The sequence below is a fragment of the Pseudomonadota bacterium genome, from assembly GCA_037200975.1.
Classification (GTDB): Bacteria; Pseudomonadota; Gammaproteobacteria; order Steroidobacterales; family Steroidobacteraceae; genus CADEED01.
Genome location: JBBCGI010000001.1, coordinates 4,406,135 through 4,420,490, shown reverse-complemented (window position 1 = coordinate 4,420,490; position 14,356 = coordinate 4,406,135). Strand labels below are relative to the sequence as shown.

Below are 14,356 nucleotides of genomic sequence, written 5' to 3'. Positions count from 1 at the left end.
GCCGAAAGGCTCCACCATTCCTCTCACCGGCGCATGTCGCGCCTTTGTTAGGAGTTAGACCATGCAGACGAACGAGACCGAGGTCCGCGACCTCACGCCAGCCGAGCTTGCCCGTGGGGAGAAGCTTGTCGAGCTGGCGGACCTTCACACCCGCATTCGTGCCCTGAGTGACGAGCTGCACCCTGCGGAGCCTGACGACCGCACACCCGAAGAGAAGGCAGCCGAGGCCGCCGCTGAAACCTACCGCGACAACCTGACCGAACTCGAAAGCCAGGCCAACGCTCTCCTTGCATTCGTAGAGGAAGCCCGTCTCTACCAGAGCGTGCTGCCCGCCAGCGTGCAGGCCGAGGTGGCCCGCGCGGTCGAGGTCCTGAGCTACGAACTCAGCGGCGAGGTGGGCGTGGGTGAGGTCAACCTCATGACGTTGCAGGACCTGGTTGAGCCGGTGTCCCTGCACCTGACCTACAACGGCTCGAAGCAGTGAGCACCCACAACCCCACCCAGGAGCGGCCGGCCACGGCCGCCTCCTCCACACCCCTGGACGAACTACTCAGAGAGCCTGAGGTCCTGGCCTTGACCAAGCTGTCCAGGTCCCAGCGGTACCGCCTCATTGCAGAGGGACTGTTCCCAGCTCCTGTGAAAATTGGCAAGCGTGCCAGTGCCTGGAAAGCTTCGGCCATTCGTGTTTGGCTCGACGGGTTGCAGTCGGCTAACAAGGAGCAGGGCCAATGAGACTTTCCACGGCGTTTGTGGACATGGACGAGGAGGAGCAGAACACTGTACTCGACCAGGAGTTGTGGTCGGTCGCGCACCGACAGGACCTCATTGACCACAAGCTTCACTCAATTGAGAAAATGAACCGGCTCCACAGGGCAGTGCAGGGCCGCATTACCCGCATGCGGGAGAAGTGTCCGTCCGCCCTCGGGGACGACTTCGACAAGCTGCTGGGAAACCTCCGCCAGCTCAATGAAGCGTACCCGCGACGCATTGCGCTCGGACACTTTAAGCGTGCCCGCCACCAAAACACGGCACCGCTCATGGACGTGGACCTGGGAAGCATTTCCAGAGACGGGACACGGTTGCTGCTCATGGAGTGGAAGAGACCCAACGAGAACGCTAACCAGGAATGGCTGCTCAAGAAAATGGCGGCCGGTAAGCGCGGCCTCGAAGGCGTCTCTGTGTGGCTTGTTAGGAGCCCGTACTTTGGGAGCAACCCCAAGAGTAGGCCGCCAGAGGTGACCGAAGTGACCGACATGGCGACCGGCACGGCCGTGCTGGTGCCGGGAACGGTAGAGCCAGTCATTGACTACCGTGGCCTCAGAGCCGCTTTCTGGTTTTGGTACACGGCGGGCGCAGACAACAGTTACTGACATGCTCCCCGTTGCCTTCGACCCGCACTGGCGAATTGCTCCTGGTGCCTGGCTGCGCACCAGTACCCTGCGCTCGCTGTCGGCGACTTTGCAGGCCGCTGAGTCCAGAGGCCGTCGCCGTCGTGAAGAGGACGCCCAGCGGTACGGCGTCGCGGTCGAATGTTTGTTAGCCAACGTCGCGGCTGCGCACCTGGTGGCACCCGGTCACGCCCTGGCAGTACGTCGCCACCGACACCGAGAGGTGGTGGACCCGGTGGTGTACGGTGCCCACCTCGCCGCTTGCCTCGACGCGGCGGAACGGTGCGGCCTGCTCACTCCCAACACCCACGGCATTTACTCGACTGTCACGCCCACGGCGAAGCTGCTCAACATGCTGCCCAGGCCGCTACCGCTGTCGGTGCTGTACCAGGTCGAGCACCAGGCTTGCCTTGAATTGCGCGGCGAGAAGAACGAGCACGGGCAACCAACGGTGCTGCCCTTCACAGCGACAGCGGTCACCGAAACCATGACGCGGGAAATGGTGGAGCTAAACGCGTGGTGGCGTTCGCTGCGAGTGAGGCTCGCCGGCACACATGCGTGGTTGGTGCCCTCGCCCAGCGGCATGCTCCTCCGCATTGCCACCATGCAGCACACCCACTGCCTGCGCATTTTCAACGGCGGCACCTTCGACCAGGGCGGCCGTCTCTACCGTGCCTGGTGGGTCAACATGGAGAAGGCACAGCGACGTGCCAACGTGCTGCTGGCCGGTGAACCAGTGGCAGAGGTGGACTTCACGGCCCAGTACCTGCGCCTGGCCTACCGCCACGTCGGTGCCGCCTGGACGTTCGCTGCCAACGTGGACCCCTACCTACCTGACGGCTGTCCAGAGGAGCACCGAGACGGCTACAAGAAGTGCACGCTGTCGCTACTCAGTGGTGCCCGTGGCCTTCACCTACCGAACGACGTACAGGACAGTTGCCTGTTTCCACCGGGCACCAAGGCGGCCACGGTCTACGCGAGCATTCGAGCCCGCCACCCGGCGTTGCAGGCTGCTGGTGCCTTTGGCTCGACACTGGGCAATGAGCTGGCCCGCGTGGACAGTGACCTCATGGTCAAGCTCCTGCTACGGCTCAAAGCCGCTGGCGTTCCTGCCCTTGGCATTCACGACGCGGTGCTGGTACCCAGGAGCCGTGTGGACCAGGTGGCCAGGGTCATGGTGGAGACGGCCCGGGACATGCTGGGCATGGAGCTGCCAGTGTCCGTGCGCACCGAAAGCGTGAACGAGCTGGCACCCACTGGCACTGTGTGAGCCGTCGTTAGACCACCTGCACCCTGTTACCAAGAGCCTTTGGTCCTCCTCTCCTGCTCCTACCTCCTCCCGTGTTCCTACCAATGGCACGAGCCCGCCAGGGCGAGCCTGTGCAGACAGGGCCAGTAGCTCACTTCCTCTCTAACCTTTTTCCTTTAGAGAAATTTCACACACACACAGAAGGAGGAACAGTGTTCCCTTGTTAGGTGTGCCCGTGTAAACCCCTGCCATGCGGCACGGCCGGCGCAACTCAACCGCACCCCGTCCTGCATGGCCCTGCGAACGTCGGCTGCAGCGTCGTTAGAGAGGCCGTAAAGGCCATTGCAACAGGCCACTGCACCAGGGGCAGTAAATGCAACCTAACAAAAAACATTTCCGACCCGCGCCCGCTGCGAAAGGGAGTGGGGGGAGTGTTTCCAGCAGAAGGCGAGTCTCCGTAAACCACGGGGTTCTCCTTTACTTCCTCACTTCGGTACAATTTCGCCGGGCACCTCTTGGCACGGTACGACACGAAAAGTGTGCAACGCGCCGCAGTTCCTGCACTTTGGGGTACAAGCAGGGGTAGTTGGCTCCACGCGCCGCCGGCTTCTTCATTCGCGTCAAGCAGTTAGGCCGCTCTCGTGGCGCCAACCCAGGGAGCCAATTTCGCCACCTGTGTTTGCGCGCTACAGTCGGGCACCCTCACCCACTCGCGCAGGCTTCGACCGATGGCCGACACCTCTTCAAGTAAAAGCGGATTCTGGTCGACTCTCCCCGGCATTCTCACAGGCACTGCCGCGCTCATCGCCGCAATCACCGGCATCATCGTCGCCATGCGGCACCCCATCAATCAGCCGCAGATAACGCCCGAACAACGGCCCGTCGCATCCCAGCCCGCATCGATGAATCCGCCCGCGCCCGATCCGGTATCGAGCGGACCGACGTTCGCCGGAACGATGGGGCCTCTCGAAAACGGGATCTCCTACAACCAGGGCGACTTGTACGACCAGCCTTCCTCATCAGCAGAGCAGTGTTCAAACATCTGCTACAACGACAATCGCTGCGTCGCCGTAACTTTCATCAAGTCGCAGCAGCGCTGCTGGGTGAAGAACAAGATCGGAACGCCCATGCAGTCGAGTGACATGATCTCGGCGCGGCGCCTCGCTCAGTAGCGCTACCGGCGGTTCCGGCGGCAGCGCCGCCAGCGGCGAACGCACGCGTACGCCCAGCGGCTAGCTATCCGGGGCCTTGGGGAATTTTGCAACGAGCGCCAGGATCGCGCCGCTGACCAGCAACGCCGCGATGAGATACATCCCGTTCCCCGTCGAGTTCGTCGCGTCCTTGATCCAGCCAACGACGAACGGAATCAGAAATCCCGCCAGGTTGCCGATCGAATTGATGATCGCGATTCCCGCCGCGGCGGCCGCGCCTTTCAGAAACGCCGTCGGGAAATTCCAGAACATCGGCGACGCTGAAAGTACGCCGAACGTTGCAAGCGTAAGCCCAGCGAGTGCAATCACGTGAACGTGCGCGAACTGCACGCTCACTATCAAGCCGAGTCCGCCAAGCGCCGCCGGAACCGCGAAATGCCAGCGCCGCTCGCCGCTCCGATCCGAGCTACGTCCCACGAGCACCATGCCGACTGCCGCCACGGCATACGGAATCGCGGTAAGCACTCCAACTTCGAACGCATTCTTGACGCCCATATCCGCAACGATCGTCGGCAACCAGAAACTCAGTCCATAAAGTCCAGATGCGCAGCAGAAGTAGATCAGGCAGCACAACCACACGCGTGGATCGCGGAACGCGGTCTTGAACGTGCCTTCGCTCTTTCCAGCTTCTTCATGAAGAAGTTGTGAGGCCAGCACGCGCTTCTCTTCGGGCTTGAGCCAGGAAGCGGACTCGATGTTGTCCGTAAGCCGCGCGAGGTAATACGCACCGATGCCGATCGCAGGCAGCGCCTCGAGCAGGAACAGCCACTGCCACCCCGCCAATCCACTCACGCCATCGAACATCTGCATGATGGCACCCGAAATCAAACTGCCGGCGAAGCTGCAGATGGCCACGCCGGTCATAAACAGCGCGATGATTCGCGCGCGGCGCGCGCCGGGATACCACTGTGTCAGGTAGTAGATGACGCCGGGGAAAAACCCGGCTTCTGCTGCGCCTAGCAAGAACCGCAGCACGTAGAAACTCGCGGGCGTGGAGACGAACATCATCGACGCGGAAATGATCCCCCACGAAATCATGATGCGCGCGAGCCAGCGCCGCGCACCGATCCTGTGGAGCACCATGTTGCTCGGCACTTCGAACAGGAAATAACCGATGAAGAAGATACCGGCGCCGAAGCCGTAGACCGTCTGGCTGAAGTTCAGATCCTCGAGCATCTGCAGCTTCGCGAATCCGACATTCACACGGTCGAGATACGCGGCGATATAGCCGAGCACCAACAGCGGCACAATGCGCCGGGTCACCTTCGAATAGAGGCGCTCGATGTCGCTGGACGATGTTGGCTGGTGCATCGGGGCAACATCATAGACAAACCTGCCGAGACAGCCGCCGGAATCGACTCCTTTTGCCAAAACGTTCGATTGATAGGCAGCCCGCGCGCCGTCCTACTTCGAATCCCCGAACGACAACCCTCGAGGCTCATCGACGTGACGCTGGATAAATCGACGCTTGCCAAAGTCCCCGCGGTCACGCTCGGCTTCTGGATCACCAAGATCCTCGCCACCACGTTGGGGGAAACCGGCGGTGACACGGTCACGATGACGATGGATCTCGGCTACCTGACCGGCAGCATCATCTTCCTGGCGTTGTTGCTGGTGCTCGTGATCCTGCAGATCCGCGCGAAAGTTTTTCACCCTCTGCTCTACTGGGCGACGATTGTTGCATCGACGACCGCCGGCACCACGCTCGCGGACTTCGCCGATCGTTCGCTCGGCATCGGCTACGCCGGCGGCTCCTCGCTGCTGCTGGGGTGCGTGATTGCCTGCCTCGCGATCTGGTATCGCGTCGAAGGTTCGGTGTCGGTAGACAGGGTCAGCTCGCCGCGGGTCGAAGCGTTCTACTGGGCGACGATCACCTTTTCGCAGACGCTCGGCACCGCGCTCGGCGACTGGATGGCCGACGACACGGGGCTGGGTTACACCGGCGCAGCGCTGGTATTTGGCGCGGCGCTCGCGCTGGTCGCGGCCGCGTACTACTGGACCCGTGTGTCGCATGTGATGTTGTTCTGGCTCGCGTTCATCCTGACGCGGCCGCTCGGGGCGACCGTGGGGGACTATCTGGACAAGCCCGTCGATCTCGGCGGATTGGCGCTTAGCCGGCCGGTGGCGTCGGCGGTATTGGCTGCCGCGATGTTAGCGTTGATACTCCTGCTGCCGCAGAAAGCCGGCGCACATCCGCGTACCAACCATTGATGGAACGGTATCTCATGAACACAAACCGGTTCTGGAGTTTTCTGCTAACTATTGCCATCGCCGCGTGCTCCGCCGCGCAGGCGCGGGACGACAACACTCTGCAGGACGAGTTCCGTATCTATACGGCGGATATCGCAACCCAATGCGCCTCCGTTCAGGAACAGCTCAAGACGTTCATCGTGGAATCGGATCCGCTCACCGGATACACCTTGAAGGACGCCGTGCAGAGTCTGTGCGTCTGCATTCCGGCCAAGCTCGAGGCACTGAAGGCCAGGACCCCGGCGAAAGATCTGGAGCGGCCCGTCAGTGAAGAAGACGTGTTGAAACTGTTCAACGCCGATGTCATCGACAAATGCGCCGCCGAGCAGATGCAAGCGATGTATGGGGAAGACTGCCCGAAGAGGTTCAAGCTGGCCGATCTCGACGTGCCCCACTACTGCTCCTGCATGAAGGGGGTCATGAGCGCGTATTCCGATACGGAGACCGCGGCCATCGCCGCGGCGGCGCAGGACTATCTACCTACGGCGGCGGAGGCGGAGAAGAATGGGTATCCCATTCCGCCGCGGCCGCCGGTCCTGGAAGCCTATTTCCTCGCCGACCAGGGCTGCAAAGGTATGAGGAAATCCTTCGAGCAGCTGAAGCCGTAGGACGCTGGCGAGCCGCTCATGCCACCATCACTTCGTGTTCGTAGTACGGCGTTTGGCGGTCGCTGAGGATCGCCTGGAGTTCATCGGGCGAGCGGCCTTGCGGATTGAGCCAGGCGTCGAGATGTTCCGGCTTGAGGTTGATGACCATGCGGTCGTGGCCGGCGGCCGCGACTTCCGCCGGGGGCTCATCCGTGATCGCGGCGAAGGACAGGAGCGGGATGCCGCCCTTCGCGTCTAACCACTTCGCGGCGAGGCAGGCGATCAGCATCGTACCTGCGGGTTTGGGGATGAAGTGCAGCACTTCGTTCTTGCCGTTGCGGTCCACGTTCTCGAAGAACGATTCGGCCAGCATCACGCCGTGCGTGGCGCCGAACTGGTCCTTCCAGTACTTGCCGAGGCTGTCGCGGCGCGCGTTGTAGAGGCCGGGGAATTGCCGGTCGATGGACGCAGGTTCGCCGGGCTTGCGGCAGTGGTAACGCGCCAGACGCAGCACGCGCCGTGCGCCCTCCTGCGTGAGTAGCGGTGCGTAGTGCAGCGGAAAGATGCGCGACTCGGCGACGTGTGGCTTGGTGGCCTTGAGGCGTTCGAGCCAGGTCAGCGCGCTGTCGATCTTGTTGGTCGCAATGCGGTGGCTCTCGGCCGCCGCCTTCGTGGGTTTGGACGCAAGCGTGCGCTCGGCATCCGCCAGGCGCTTCTTCTGCGCGAAGACCTCGCGTTCGAGCTTGGCGGTTTCGGTGGCGCGGTAGTCGTCGATCAGCGATTTGATCTTTCGCTGGGCGTCGGTTTTTGGCTCGTCGAACCAGCGCTCGACGGCGCGGGGGATGCGGATGCTGGTGTCCGAGACGCGCGCGCCGAAGATCTCGACGAACTGGTCGATGTCCATCTCCGCGCCGGTTTCGCGGAGGTATTTCATGTACGACGCCTGGATCTGGGCGGAATAACACATGAGGGGATTGTGCCGGTGTAGCGGCGACGTAATTACGAGAATTGCACCCCGGCGCCACGCATTCGGACGGGTCCTACGGCAAATCGATTCGCTGGCCGCTTCGCCCGTCGCAGGGCGCTTTGCATCCTTCGTGCCCACACGGAGACACCATGCGCGGCTTGCGTCGATCGATTCTCGTTTTGCTCGGACTGGCGGCCTCTGCCATCGTGTATGCGGCGGGGCAGCCCCCTGCTCCCCACATGGCCAATCCACTCGCATTCTTCTGGGGCAAAAGCCTCGAGAATCTCGACGCCTATTCAAAACCGGGCGGACTGATCGTCGCGGGCAACTGCAACCGTTACGACCCGCAGATTGCGGCGGCGCGCGACGCCGGCGCGGAAGTGCTGGCCTATCTGAATCCGATCGAAGTCTACGACCGTATCCCCTGCAAGTTGAACGAAGGGTTCTACAACGGCGGCCGCGAACGCGTGCCGCTGTGGCCATACCCGACCCCGGGACAGCGCATCAATTGGCCCAGGACGCACATGACCGACATGCGTGCCGGATCGGACTGGTCTAACAATGTGGTTGCGTATGTCGAGAACCTGATGCGCGAAGGCAAGGTCGACGGCGTGTTCCTCGACAACATCGGCGCCCGCCTGTGGTCGAAGCTGGCGGACTGGCGCGGCTGGAGCAAGGATGAACAAGACGCGTGGACGGAGGGGAACATAGACTTGGTGCGCCGTATCGATGCGGCGCGGCGGGAGATCAACCCGAAGTTCATCGTAGTCACCAACAACGTATGGCATCGCGACGACGCGATGGGTTCCGCGGGCGAGCAGTACGTCGACGGAGTCGTGCTGGAGCATTCGGCCTTGAATGACTGGCACATCAAGTACGCCGGCAGGCCGTTCGGCAATCTAGGGCATCGACGCGTGCTGGTCGTCAGCCGCACCGCGGAAGACGTGGAAGGATGGGCCCGGGTGCCGGGCGTCACGCACGTGTCGTTTCAGCCGAGTTATGGTTTTACGGCGAAACCCTTGCTGCCGTTCCACGCGCTGACCGATCGGCGGTGAAGGCCAGCTAACCACTGGTGAAGATTTCTCATCCTTTGAGCCATGCGTTTCTACCTCTAATGGCGGATGAGGTTTTTCGCCGGCAGCGGCATCCTTGTTCGCACGAGCTCCAAAGGTTTCGATCATGTCTCCCGCCCCCAAACGCAGTTTCGCCGGTCTCACTTTCGTCCTGCTCATCCTGGTATCGAGCATCGCGTTCGGTGCGCCGCATGACCGCGACAGGCAGAACCGTTGGGTGCCCTCGTCGTTTTTCGTCCAGGCGGGTTCGGGCGACACGGACACCTACGCATACACCGTCGGTGCCGCATGGGACTGGAACTGGCAGCGCCAGCTGTCGATCGGCCGGCTGACGGGCTACACGGAAGTCGCGGTGGGCCGCTGGCAGCACGACATCGCCGCCAGCCGCGATTCGCAGTGGTTCACCCAGGTCGGCGCCACGCCCGTGCTGCGGCTATACCCGACAGCCGGCGATGGACGCTGGTTCACCGAGATCGGCATCGGCGCCAACTACATCGCGCCGCTGTACCTGACAGACCGCAAACACTTCAGCACCAAGTTCAATTTCGGCGATCACGCGGCGGTGGGCCGCATCCTGGACAACGAGCAGCGCTCTTCGATCGCGTTGCGTTACCAGCACTTCTCCAACGCCGGCATCGACAGCCCGAATCCCGGCGAGAACTTCACGCAGCTGCGATTCTCCTATCAGTTCTGAAACGGGTGCGGGAGCCATGAAGAAGCGAACTCTCGGAAGCAGCGGCCTCGAAGTTTCTGCCATCGGGCTCGGCTGCATGGGCATGAGCTCGGGTCTCGGCCCGCCGGCTGACAAACAACAATGCATCCAGCTCATCCGCCGCGCCGTGGAACTCGGCGTCACCCTGTTCGACACCGCGGAAGTCTACGGACCCTTCGCCAACGAGGAACTGGTGGGTGAAGCGCTCGCGCCCTTCAAAGGCCAGGTGAAGATCGCCACAAAGTTCGGCTTCGGCATCGAGGCGGACGGCAAACAAAACGGACTCAACAGCCGGCCGGAGCACATCCGCGCCGTCTGCGATGCGTCGCTCAAGCGCCTCGGAATCGACGTCATCGATCTTTTCTATCAACACCGTGTCGATGATGCGGTGCCTATCGAAGACGTCGCCGGTACCGTCAAGGAACTCATCGGCGCCGGCAAGGTGAAATGCTTCGGCATGTCGGAGGCGAGCGCCACGACGATCCGCCGCGCGCACGCCGTGCAGCCCGTGACCGCGCTGCAGAGCGAATATTCCCTGTGGTGGCGCGAGCCGGAGACCACGGTCTTCCCGACACTTCAGGAGCTTGGCATCGGCTTCGTTCCATTCAGCCCGCTGGGCCGTGGATTTCTCACCGGCACCATCGATCCGAACCGCAAATTCGAAAGCTCGGACATCCGCAGCGTCGTACCGCGTTTCGCGCCGGAAGCGCTGCAGGCCAACCAGGCGCTGGTCGATGTACTTGCAGGCCTCGCGAAGCGCATGAACGCGACGCCGGCGCAGCTGGCGCTGGCGTGGTTGCTGGCGCAGAAGCCCTGGATCGTGCCGATCCCCGGAACGACCAAGGTCCATCGCCTGGAAGAAAATCTCGGCGCCGCGGCCGTCGAGTTATCCGCGTCTGACCTGCAGGAAATCGATGACGCGGCCGCGGCGGTGACGGTGCAAGGCGCCCGATACCCCGAGCATCTGCAAAAGCTGGTCGGGCGCTGAAGCCTATCGGCAGATTCCGATTGCAATCGATGCGCGGCCGGCGGACGCTTCCGGACTTCCACTGGAGGCATCCCCATGGCTGGTCCCGGCGATTTCGAACTTTCGCGGCGTGACTTGTTGAAGGTGGGCACCGCGTCCGCGGCCGCCACCGCGGTACCGATGGTGGCACGCGCTCAGGCGGGCGCGGCCGACGCCCCGGTCCTCTCGGCGGTCACGCTCAACGTCAACGGCAAACCCCGGCCCCTCAAGCTCGACACGCGTACGACGCTGCTCGACGCGCTGCGCGAGCACTTGCAGCTCACCGGTACGAAGAAAGGTTGCGACCACGGCCAATGCGGCGCCTGCACCGTCATCGTCGACGGCCGGCGCATCAATTCCTGCCTCACGCTCGCGGTCATGCACGACGGCGACCAGATCACCACCATCGAAGGCCTCGGTACTCCCGCGAAGCTGCATCCGATGCAGGCCGCCTTCGTCAAACACGATGGCTTCCAGTGCGGCTACTGCACGCCCGGGCAGATCTGTTCCGCGGTCGCGGTGCTGGGTGAGATCCAGGCCGGCATCCCCAGCCACGTCACCAGCAATCTCACCGAACGCCCGATCCTCTCGGGCGCCGAACTGCGCGAACGCATGAGCGGCAACATCTGCCGCTGCGGCGCGTATTCGAACATCGTCGACGCCATCGTCGAGGTCGCCGAAAGCGCCGGGAGCAAGGCATGAAAGCTTTCACCTTCGAACGCGCCACTACGCCGGCCCAGGCAGCCGCGGCCGCCGCGCGTAACCCCGGCGCGAAGTTCATCGCCGGCGGCACCAACCTGCTCGACCTGATGAAGCTCGAGATCGAAACGCCGAAACACCTGATTGACGTCAACGGCCTCGCGCTCGACAAGATCGAAGCGACGCCTGAGGGCGGCCTGCGCATCGGCGCGCTGGTGCGCAACACCGACCTGGCCGCCGACAACCGCATTCGCCGCGACTACGCCCTGCTCTCGCGCGCGTTGCTGGCCGGCGCTTCCGGCCAGTTGCGTAACAAAGCGACCACTGCAGGCAACCTTCTGCAGCGCACGCGATGCGCCTATTTCTACGACACGAATCAGCCGTGCAACAAACGCCAGCCCGGCAGCGGCTGCAGCGCGCTCGGTGGCGTGAGCCGTCAGCTTGGCGTGGTCGGAGTGAGCGACGCGTGTATCGCCACGCATCCGAGCGACATGGCGGTGGCGATGCGTGCGCTCGATGCCACCGTCGAGACTGTGAATGCCGCGGGCACGACGCGCGCCATACCGATCGCGGAGTTCCATCGGCTGCCCGGCGATACGCCGCACGTCGAGACCACCTTGCAGGCGGGTGAGCTGATCACAGCCGTCACGTTGCCGAAGCCGGTGGGCGGCGTACACGTCTATCAGAAGGTGCGCGACCGCGCCTCGTACGCGTTTGCGCTGGTGTCCATCGGCGTCATCCTGCAGCCCGACGGCAAGGGCCGCGTGGCGGTGGGTGGCATCGCCCACAAGCCGTGGCGCGTCGAGGCGGCCGAGGCGGATCTGCCGCGCGGCGCGAAAGCCGTCGCGTCCGGGTTGTTAGCCAATGCCAGGCCCACGCACGACAATGCCTTCAAGCTCACGCTGGTCGAGCGCACGCTCGGCGCGGTGCTGGCGCAGGCTCAGGCAAACAATCAGGGAGCGCAGTCATGAAGTTCGACACTCCCGCCACCAGCAATCCCATCGACCGCGGCAAGGTAGTCGGCAAGGCCACCGATCGCATCGAGGGGCCGCTCAAGGTCTCAGGCACCGCGCATTACGCGTACGAGCGTCACGATGCGGTGCGTAATCCAGCCTACGGATACATCGTCGCTGCCGCCATTTCCAAGGGGCGCATCACTTCGCTCAACGTGAGCGAGGCCGAAGCCGCGCCCGGAGTGCTTGCCATCGTCACGGCGGAAAACGCCGGCAAACTCGACAAGGGCAACTTCAATACGGTGCGGTTGTTAGGCGGTCCGGAGATCCAGCATTACCACCAGGCGATTGCGTTGGTCGTCGCGCGGACGTTCGAACAGGCGCGCGCGGCCGCGCAGCTGGTGCGCGTCAGGTATGCGAAGAGCGAAGGTTCGTATGAGCTCGCGAAGGTCAAGGACAACGGTATTGCGAAAGATCTTTACGGCGATCCACCCGACACCGCGCTCGGCGATTTCGACGGCGCCTTCGCCGCGGCGCCGGTCAAACTAGACGCCGAGTACACCACGCCGGACCATTCGCACGCGATGATGGAGCCGCACGCGTCCATGGCAGCGTGGAACGGCGATCAGCTCACCGTCTGGACTTCGAACCAGATGATCGACTGGAGCACGGGCGACGTCGCGAAGACACTCGGCATCCCGAAGAAAAACGTCCGGCTGATTTCGCCGTACATCGGCGGCGGCTTCGGCGGGAAACTGTTCGTGCGCGCCGAAGCGCTGCTGGCTGCGCTCGGCGCCCGCGCGGCGAAACGCGCCGTGAAAGTGGCGCTGCCACGGCCGCTCATGATGAACAACACCACCCACCGGCCGGCGACCATCCAGCGCATCCGCATCGGCGCCGGCAGGGACGGCAAGATCACCGCCTTCGGACATGAATGCTGGTCCGGCGACCAGCCGGGCGGCTCACCCGAGGCCGGCACGTTGTACTCGCGCATCGCTTATGCGGGTGCGAATCGCATGACAAAGACGCGGCTGTCCGTGCTCGATCTACCCGAAGGCAACGCGATGCGCGCACCGGGCGATGCACCCGGTTCGATGGCGATGGAAATCGCGATGGACGAGCTGGCGGAGAAGCTGGGGATCGATCCGGTCGAATTGCGCCTCATGAACGATACGCAGGACGATCCGGAAAAACCGGGACGGCCCTTCTCGCAGCGCAAGTTCGCGCAGTGCCTGCGCCAGGGGGCGGAACGCTTCGGCTGGAGCAAACGTAACGCGTTGCCCGGCAAGGTGCGCGACGGGCGCTGGTTGTTGGGCATGGGCGTCGCGGGCTCGTTCCGCGGCAGCCCGGTGATGAAGTCCTCGGCGCGTGTGCGGCTCGATGCCAATGGTGTCGTCACCGTCGAAACGGACATGACCGATATCGGCACCGGTAGTTATACGGTGATCGGCCAGACAGCGGCGGAGATGATGGGGGTGCCGCTCGACAAGGTAATTGTGCGCCTCGGAGATTCAACGTTTCCGGTGTCGGCGGGTTCCGGCGGTCAGTGGGGCGGCAACAGTTCCACCTCGGGCGTGTACGCGGCCTGTGTGAAACTGCGGGAAGCCGTCGCGCAGAAGGCCGGAATGAATGCCGCGGAGGCGGTGTTCGAAGACGGGAAGATTCTTGCGGGTGGCAGGAGCGTGGCACTCGGCGAAGTCGCGGGAGCGTCGGGGCTCGTCGCCGAAGATGCGATCGAATTCGGCGATCTCGACAAGAAGACGGCGCAGGTGAGTTTTGGCGCACACTTCGTCGAGGTGGGCGTCGATGCCGCCACCGGAGAAGTGCGCATCCGCCGCATGCTCGCGGTGTGTGCCGCAGGCCGCATCCTCAATCCGAAATCCGCGCGCAGCCAGATGATCGGCGCCATGACGATGGGCGCTGGCGCGGCGTTGATGGAAGAGCTTGCGATCGACAAACGCGCGGGGTTTTTCGTCAATCACGATCTGGCGAGTTATGAAGTGCCCGTGCATGCGGACATCCCTCACCAGGAGGTGATCTTCCTGGATGAGACGGACCCGATGTCCTCGCCCATGAAGGCGCGTGGTGTGGGTGAGCTCGGCATCTGCGGTTCGGCGGGTGCGGTCGCCAATGCGATCTACAACGCCACGGGGGTGCGGGTGCGCGACTATCCGATCACGCTCGACAAGCTGCTGGACAAGTTGCCGCCGATTGCTTCCGCCTGACGTGGCCTGATTGCCGGGCGCGCGTTAGGATCGCGG

The 14,356-nt window shown here is 63.4% G+C and carries 15 protein-coding genes; 13 read left to right on the top strand and 2 right to left on the bottom strand.

Translation table 11 applies throughout. The features are described 5' to 3' along the window. Nucleotides 1-61: 61 nt before the first annotated feature. The 5 genes from WDO72_19905 to WDO72_19885 all read left to right on the top strand — a co-directional run bounded on the left by WDO72_19905 (nt 62) and on the right by WDO72_19885 (nt 3,809). Complete coding sequence (locus tag WDO72_19905) at nt 62-484, top strand: hypothetical protein (GenBank protein ID MEJ0087939.1); 423 nt, start codon at nt 62-64, stop codon at nt 482-484. Beyond that, the gene (locus WDO72_19900) at nt 481-732 is read left to right on the top strand and encodes an AlpA family phage regulatory protein (protein MEJ0087938.1); all 252 of its coding nucleotides are present in this window, start codon (nt 481-483) and stop codon (nt 730-732) included. The genes WDO72_19905 and WDO72_19900 overlap by 4 nt, the downstream gene beginning before the upstream one ends. Then, nucleotides 729-1,370 (top strand): hypothetical protein, encoded by a 642-nt coding sequence (locus WDO72_19895; GenBank protein MEJ0087937.1) that lies wholly within the window; start codon nt 729-731, stop codon nt 1,368-1,370. The genes WDO72_19900 and WDO72_19895 overlap by 4 nt, the downstream gene beginning before the upstream one ends. A gap of 1 nt (nt 1,371) precedes the next feature. After that, nucleotides 1,372-2,658 carry a hypothetical protein gene (locus WDO72_19890; protein ID MEJ0087936.1) on the top strand — a complete coding sequence of 429 codons (1,287 nt, stop codon included), beginning with the start codon at nt 1,372-1,374 and terminating at the stop codon, nt 2,656-2,658. A gap of 707 nt (nt 2,659-3,365) precedes the next feature. Then, the gene (locus tag WDO72_19885) at nt 3,366-3,809 is read left to right on the top strand and encodes a PAN domain-containing protein (protein ID MEJ0087935.1); all 444 of its coding nucleotides are present in this window, start codon (nt 3,366-3,368) and stop codon (nt 3,807-3,809) included. 60 nt (nt 3,810-3,869) lie between these two features. On the opposite strand, the gene WDO72_19880 is transcribed toward WDO72_19885, so the two are convergent. After that, nucleotides 3,870-5,159: an MFS transporter gene (locus WDO72_19880; GenBank protein ID MEJ0087934.1), complete on the bottom strand. Its 1,290-nt coding sequence runs from the start codon at nt 5,157-5,159 to the stop codon at nt 3,870-3,872. 129 nt (nt 5,160-5,288) lie between these two features. On the opposite strand from WDO72_19880, the gene WDO72_19875 reads away from it, so the two are divergent. Together WDO72_19875 and WDO72_19870 are read left to right on the top strand one after the other, a co-directional pair. After that, entirely contained in the window at nt 5,289-6,059 is a 771-nt protein-coding gene (locus tag WDO72_19875) for a hypothetical protein (GenBank protein MEJ0087933.1), read from the top strand. A 14-nt stretch (nt 6,060-6,073) separates the two neighbouring features. Then, a complete protein-coding gene (locus WDO72_19870) occupies nt 6,074-6,706 on the top strand; it encodes a hypothetical protein (GenBank protein MEJ0087932.1) in 633 nt (210 codons plus the stop codon). 16 nt (nt 6,707-6,722) lie between these two features. Here WDO72_19870 and WDO72_19865 read toward each other — a convergent pair whose 3' ends face one another. Then, on the bottom strand, nt 6,723-7,619 hold the full coding sequence (locus tag WDO72_19865) for an SOS response-associated peptidase family protein (GenBank protein ID MEJ0087931.1): 897 nt from the start codon (nt 7,617-7,619) through the stop codon (nt 6,723-6,725). 272 nt (nt 7,620-7,891) lie between these two features. On the opposite strand from WDO72_19865, the gene WDO72_19860 reads away from it, so the two are divergent. The 6 genes from WDO72_19860 to paoC all read left to right on the top strand — a co-directional run bounded on the left by WDO72_19860 (nt 7,892) and on the right by paoC (nt 14,320). Next, nucleotides 7,892-8,707, top strand: a complete 816-nt coding sequence (locus WDO72_19860; protein MEJ0087930.1) for a hypothetical protein — start codon at nt 7,892-7,894, stop codon at nt 8,705-8,707. 124 nt (nt 8,708-8,831) lie between these two features. Further along, on the top strand, nt 8,832-9,419 hold the full coding sequence (locus tag WDO72_19855; GenBank protein ID MEJ0087929.1) for an acyloxyacyl hydrolase: 588 nt from the start codon (nt 8,832-8,834) through the stop codon (nt 9,417-9,419). Nucleotides 9,420-9,435: 16 nt separating this feature from the next. Continuing rightward, nucleotides 9,436-10,425, top strand: a complete 990-nt coding sequence (locus WDO72_19850) for an aldo/keto reductase (protein ID MEJ0087928.1) — start codon at nt 9,436-9,438, stop codon at nt 10,423-10,425. 75 nt (nt 10,426-10,500) lie between these two features. Further along, a complete protein-coding gene (gene paoA / locus WDO72_19845; GenBank protein MEJ0087927.1) occupies nt 10,501-11,145 on the top strand; it encodes an aldehyde dehydrogenase iron-sulfur subunit PaoA in 645 nt (214 codons plus the stop codon). Next, a complete protein-coding gene (locus WDO72_19840) occupies nt 11,142-12,113 on the top strand; it encodes a xanthine dehydrogenase family protein subunit M (protein ID MEJ0087926.1) in 972 nt (323 codons plus the stop codon). Before paoA ends, WDO72_19840 begins: the two co-directional genes overlap by 4 nt. After that, on the top strand, nt 12,110-14,320 hold the full coding sequence (gene paoC / locus WDO72_19835; GenBank protein MEJ0087925.1) for an aldehyde oxidoreductase molybdenum-binding subunit PaoC: 2,211 nt from the start codon (nt 12,110-12,112) through the stop codon (nt 14,318-14,320). Before WDO72_19840 ends, paoC begins: the two co-directional genes overlap by 4 nt. The last annotated feature ends 36 nt before the right edge of the window (nt 14,321-14,356 follow it).

Coding starts and splice junctions, on each gene's coding strand:
- WDO72_19870 (MEJ0087932.1), top strand. CDS start 6,074: ATGAACACAAACCGGTTCTGGAGTTTTCTGCTAACTATTGCCATCGCC.
- WDO72_19850 (MEJ0087928.1), top strand. CDS start 9,436: ATGAAGAAGCGAACTCTCGGAAGCAGCGGCCTCGAAGTTTCTGCCATC.
- WDO72_19840 (MEJ0087926.1), top strand. CDS start 11,142: ATGAAAGCTTTCACCTTCGAACGCGCCACTACGCCGGCCCAGGCAGCC.
- WDO72_19895 (MEJ0087937.1), top strand. CDS start 729: ATGAGACTTTCCACGGCGTTTGTGGACATGGACGAGGAGGAGCAGAAC.
- WDO72_19865 (MEJ0087931.1), bottom strand. CDS start 7,619: ATGAAATACCTCCGCGAAACCGGCGCGGAGATGGACATCGACCAGTTC.
- WDO72_19885 (MEJ0087935.1), top strand. CDS start 3,366: ATGGCCGACACCTCTTCAAGTAAAAGCGGATTCTGGTCGACTCTCCCC.
- WDO72_19860 (MEJ0087930.1), top strand. CDS start 7,892: ATGGCCAATCCACTCGCATTCTTCTGGGGCAAAAGCCTCGAGAATCTC.
- WDO72_19880 (MEJ0087934.1), bottom strand. CDS start 5,159: ATGCACCAGCCAACATCGTCCAGCGACATCGAGCGCCTCTATTCGAAG.
- WDO72_19890 (MEJ0087936.1), top strand. CDS start 1,372: ATGCTCCCCGTTGCCTTCGACCCGCACTGGCGAATTGCTCCTGGTGCC.
- paoA (MEJ0087927.1), top strand. CDS start 10,501: ATGGCTGGTCCCGGCGATTTCGAACTTTCGCGGCGTGACTTGTTGAAG.
- paoC (MEJ0087925.1), top strand. CDS start 12,110: ATGAAGTTCGACACTCCCGCCACCAGCAATCCCATCGACCGCGGCAAG.
- WDO72_19905 (MEJ0087939.1), top strand. CDS start 62: ATGCAGACGAACGAGACCGAGGTCCGCGACCTCACGCCAGCCGAGCTT.
- WDO72_19855 (MEJ0087929.1), top strand. CDS start 8,832: ATGTCTCCCGCCCCCAAACGCAGTTTCGCCGGTCTCACTTTCGTCCTG.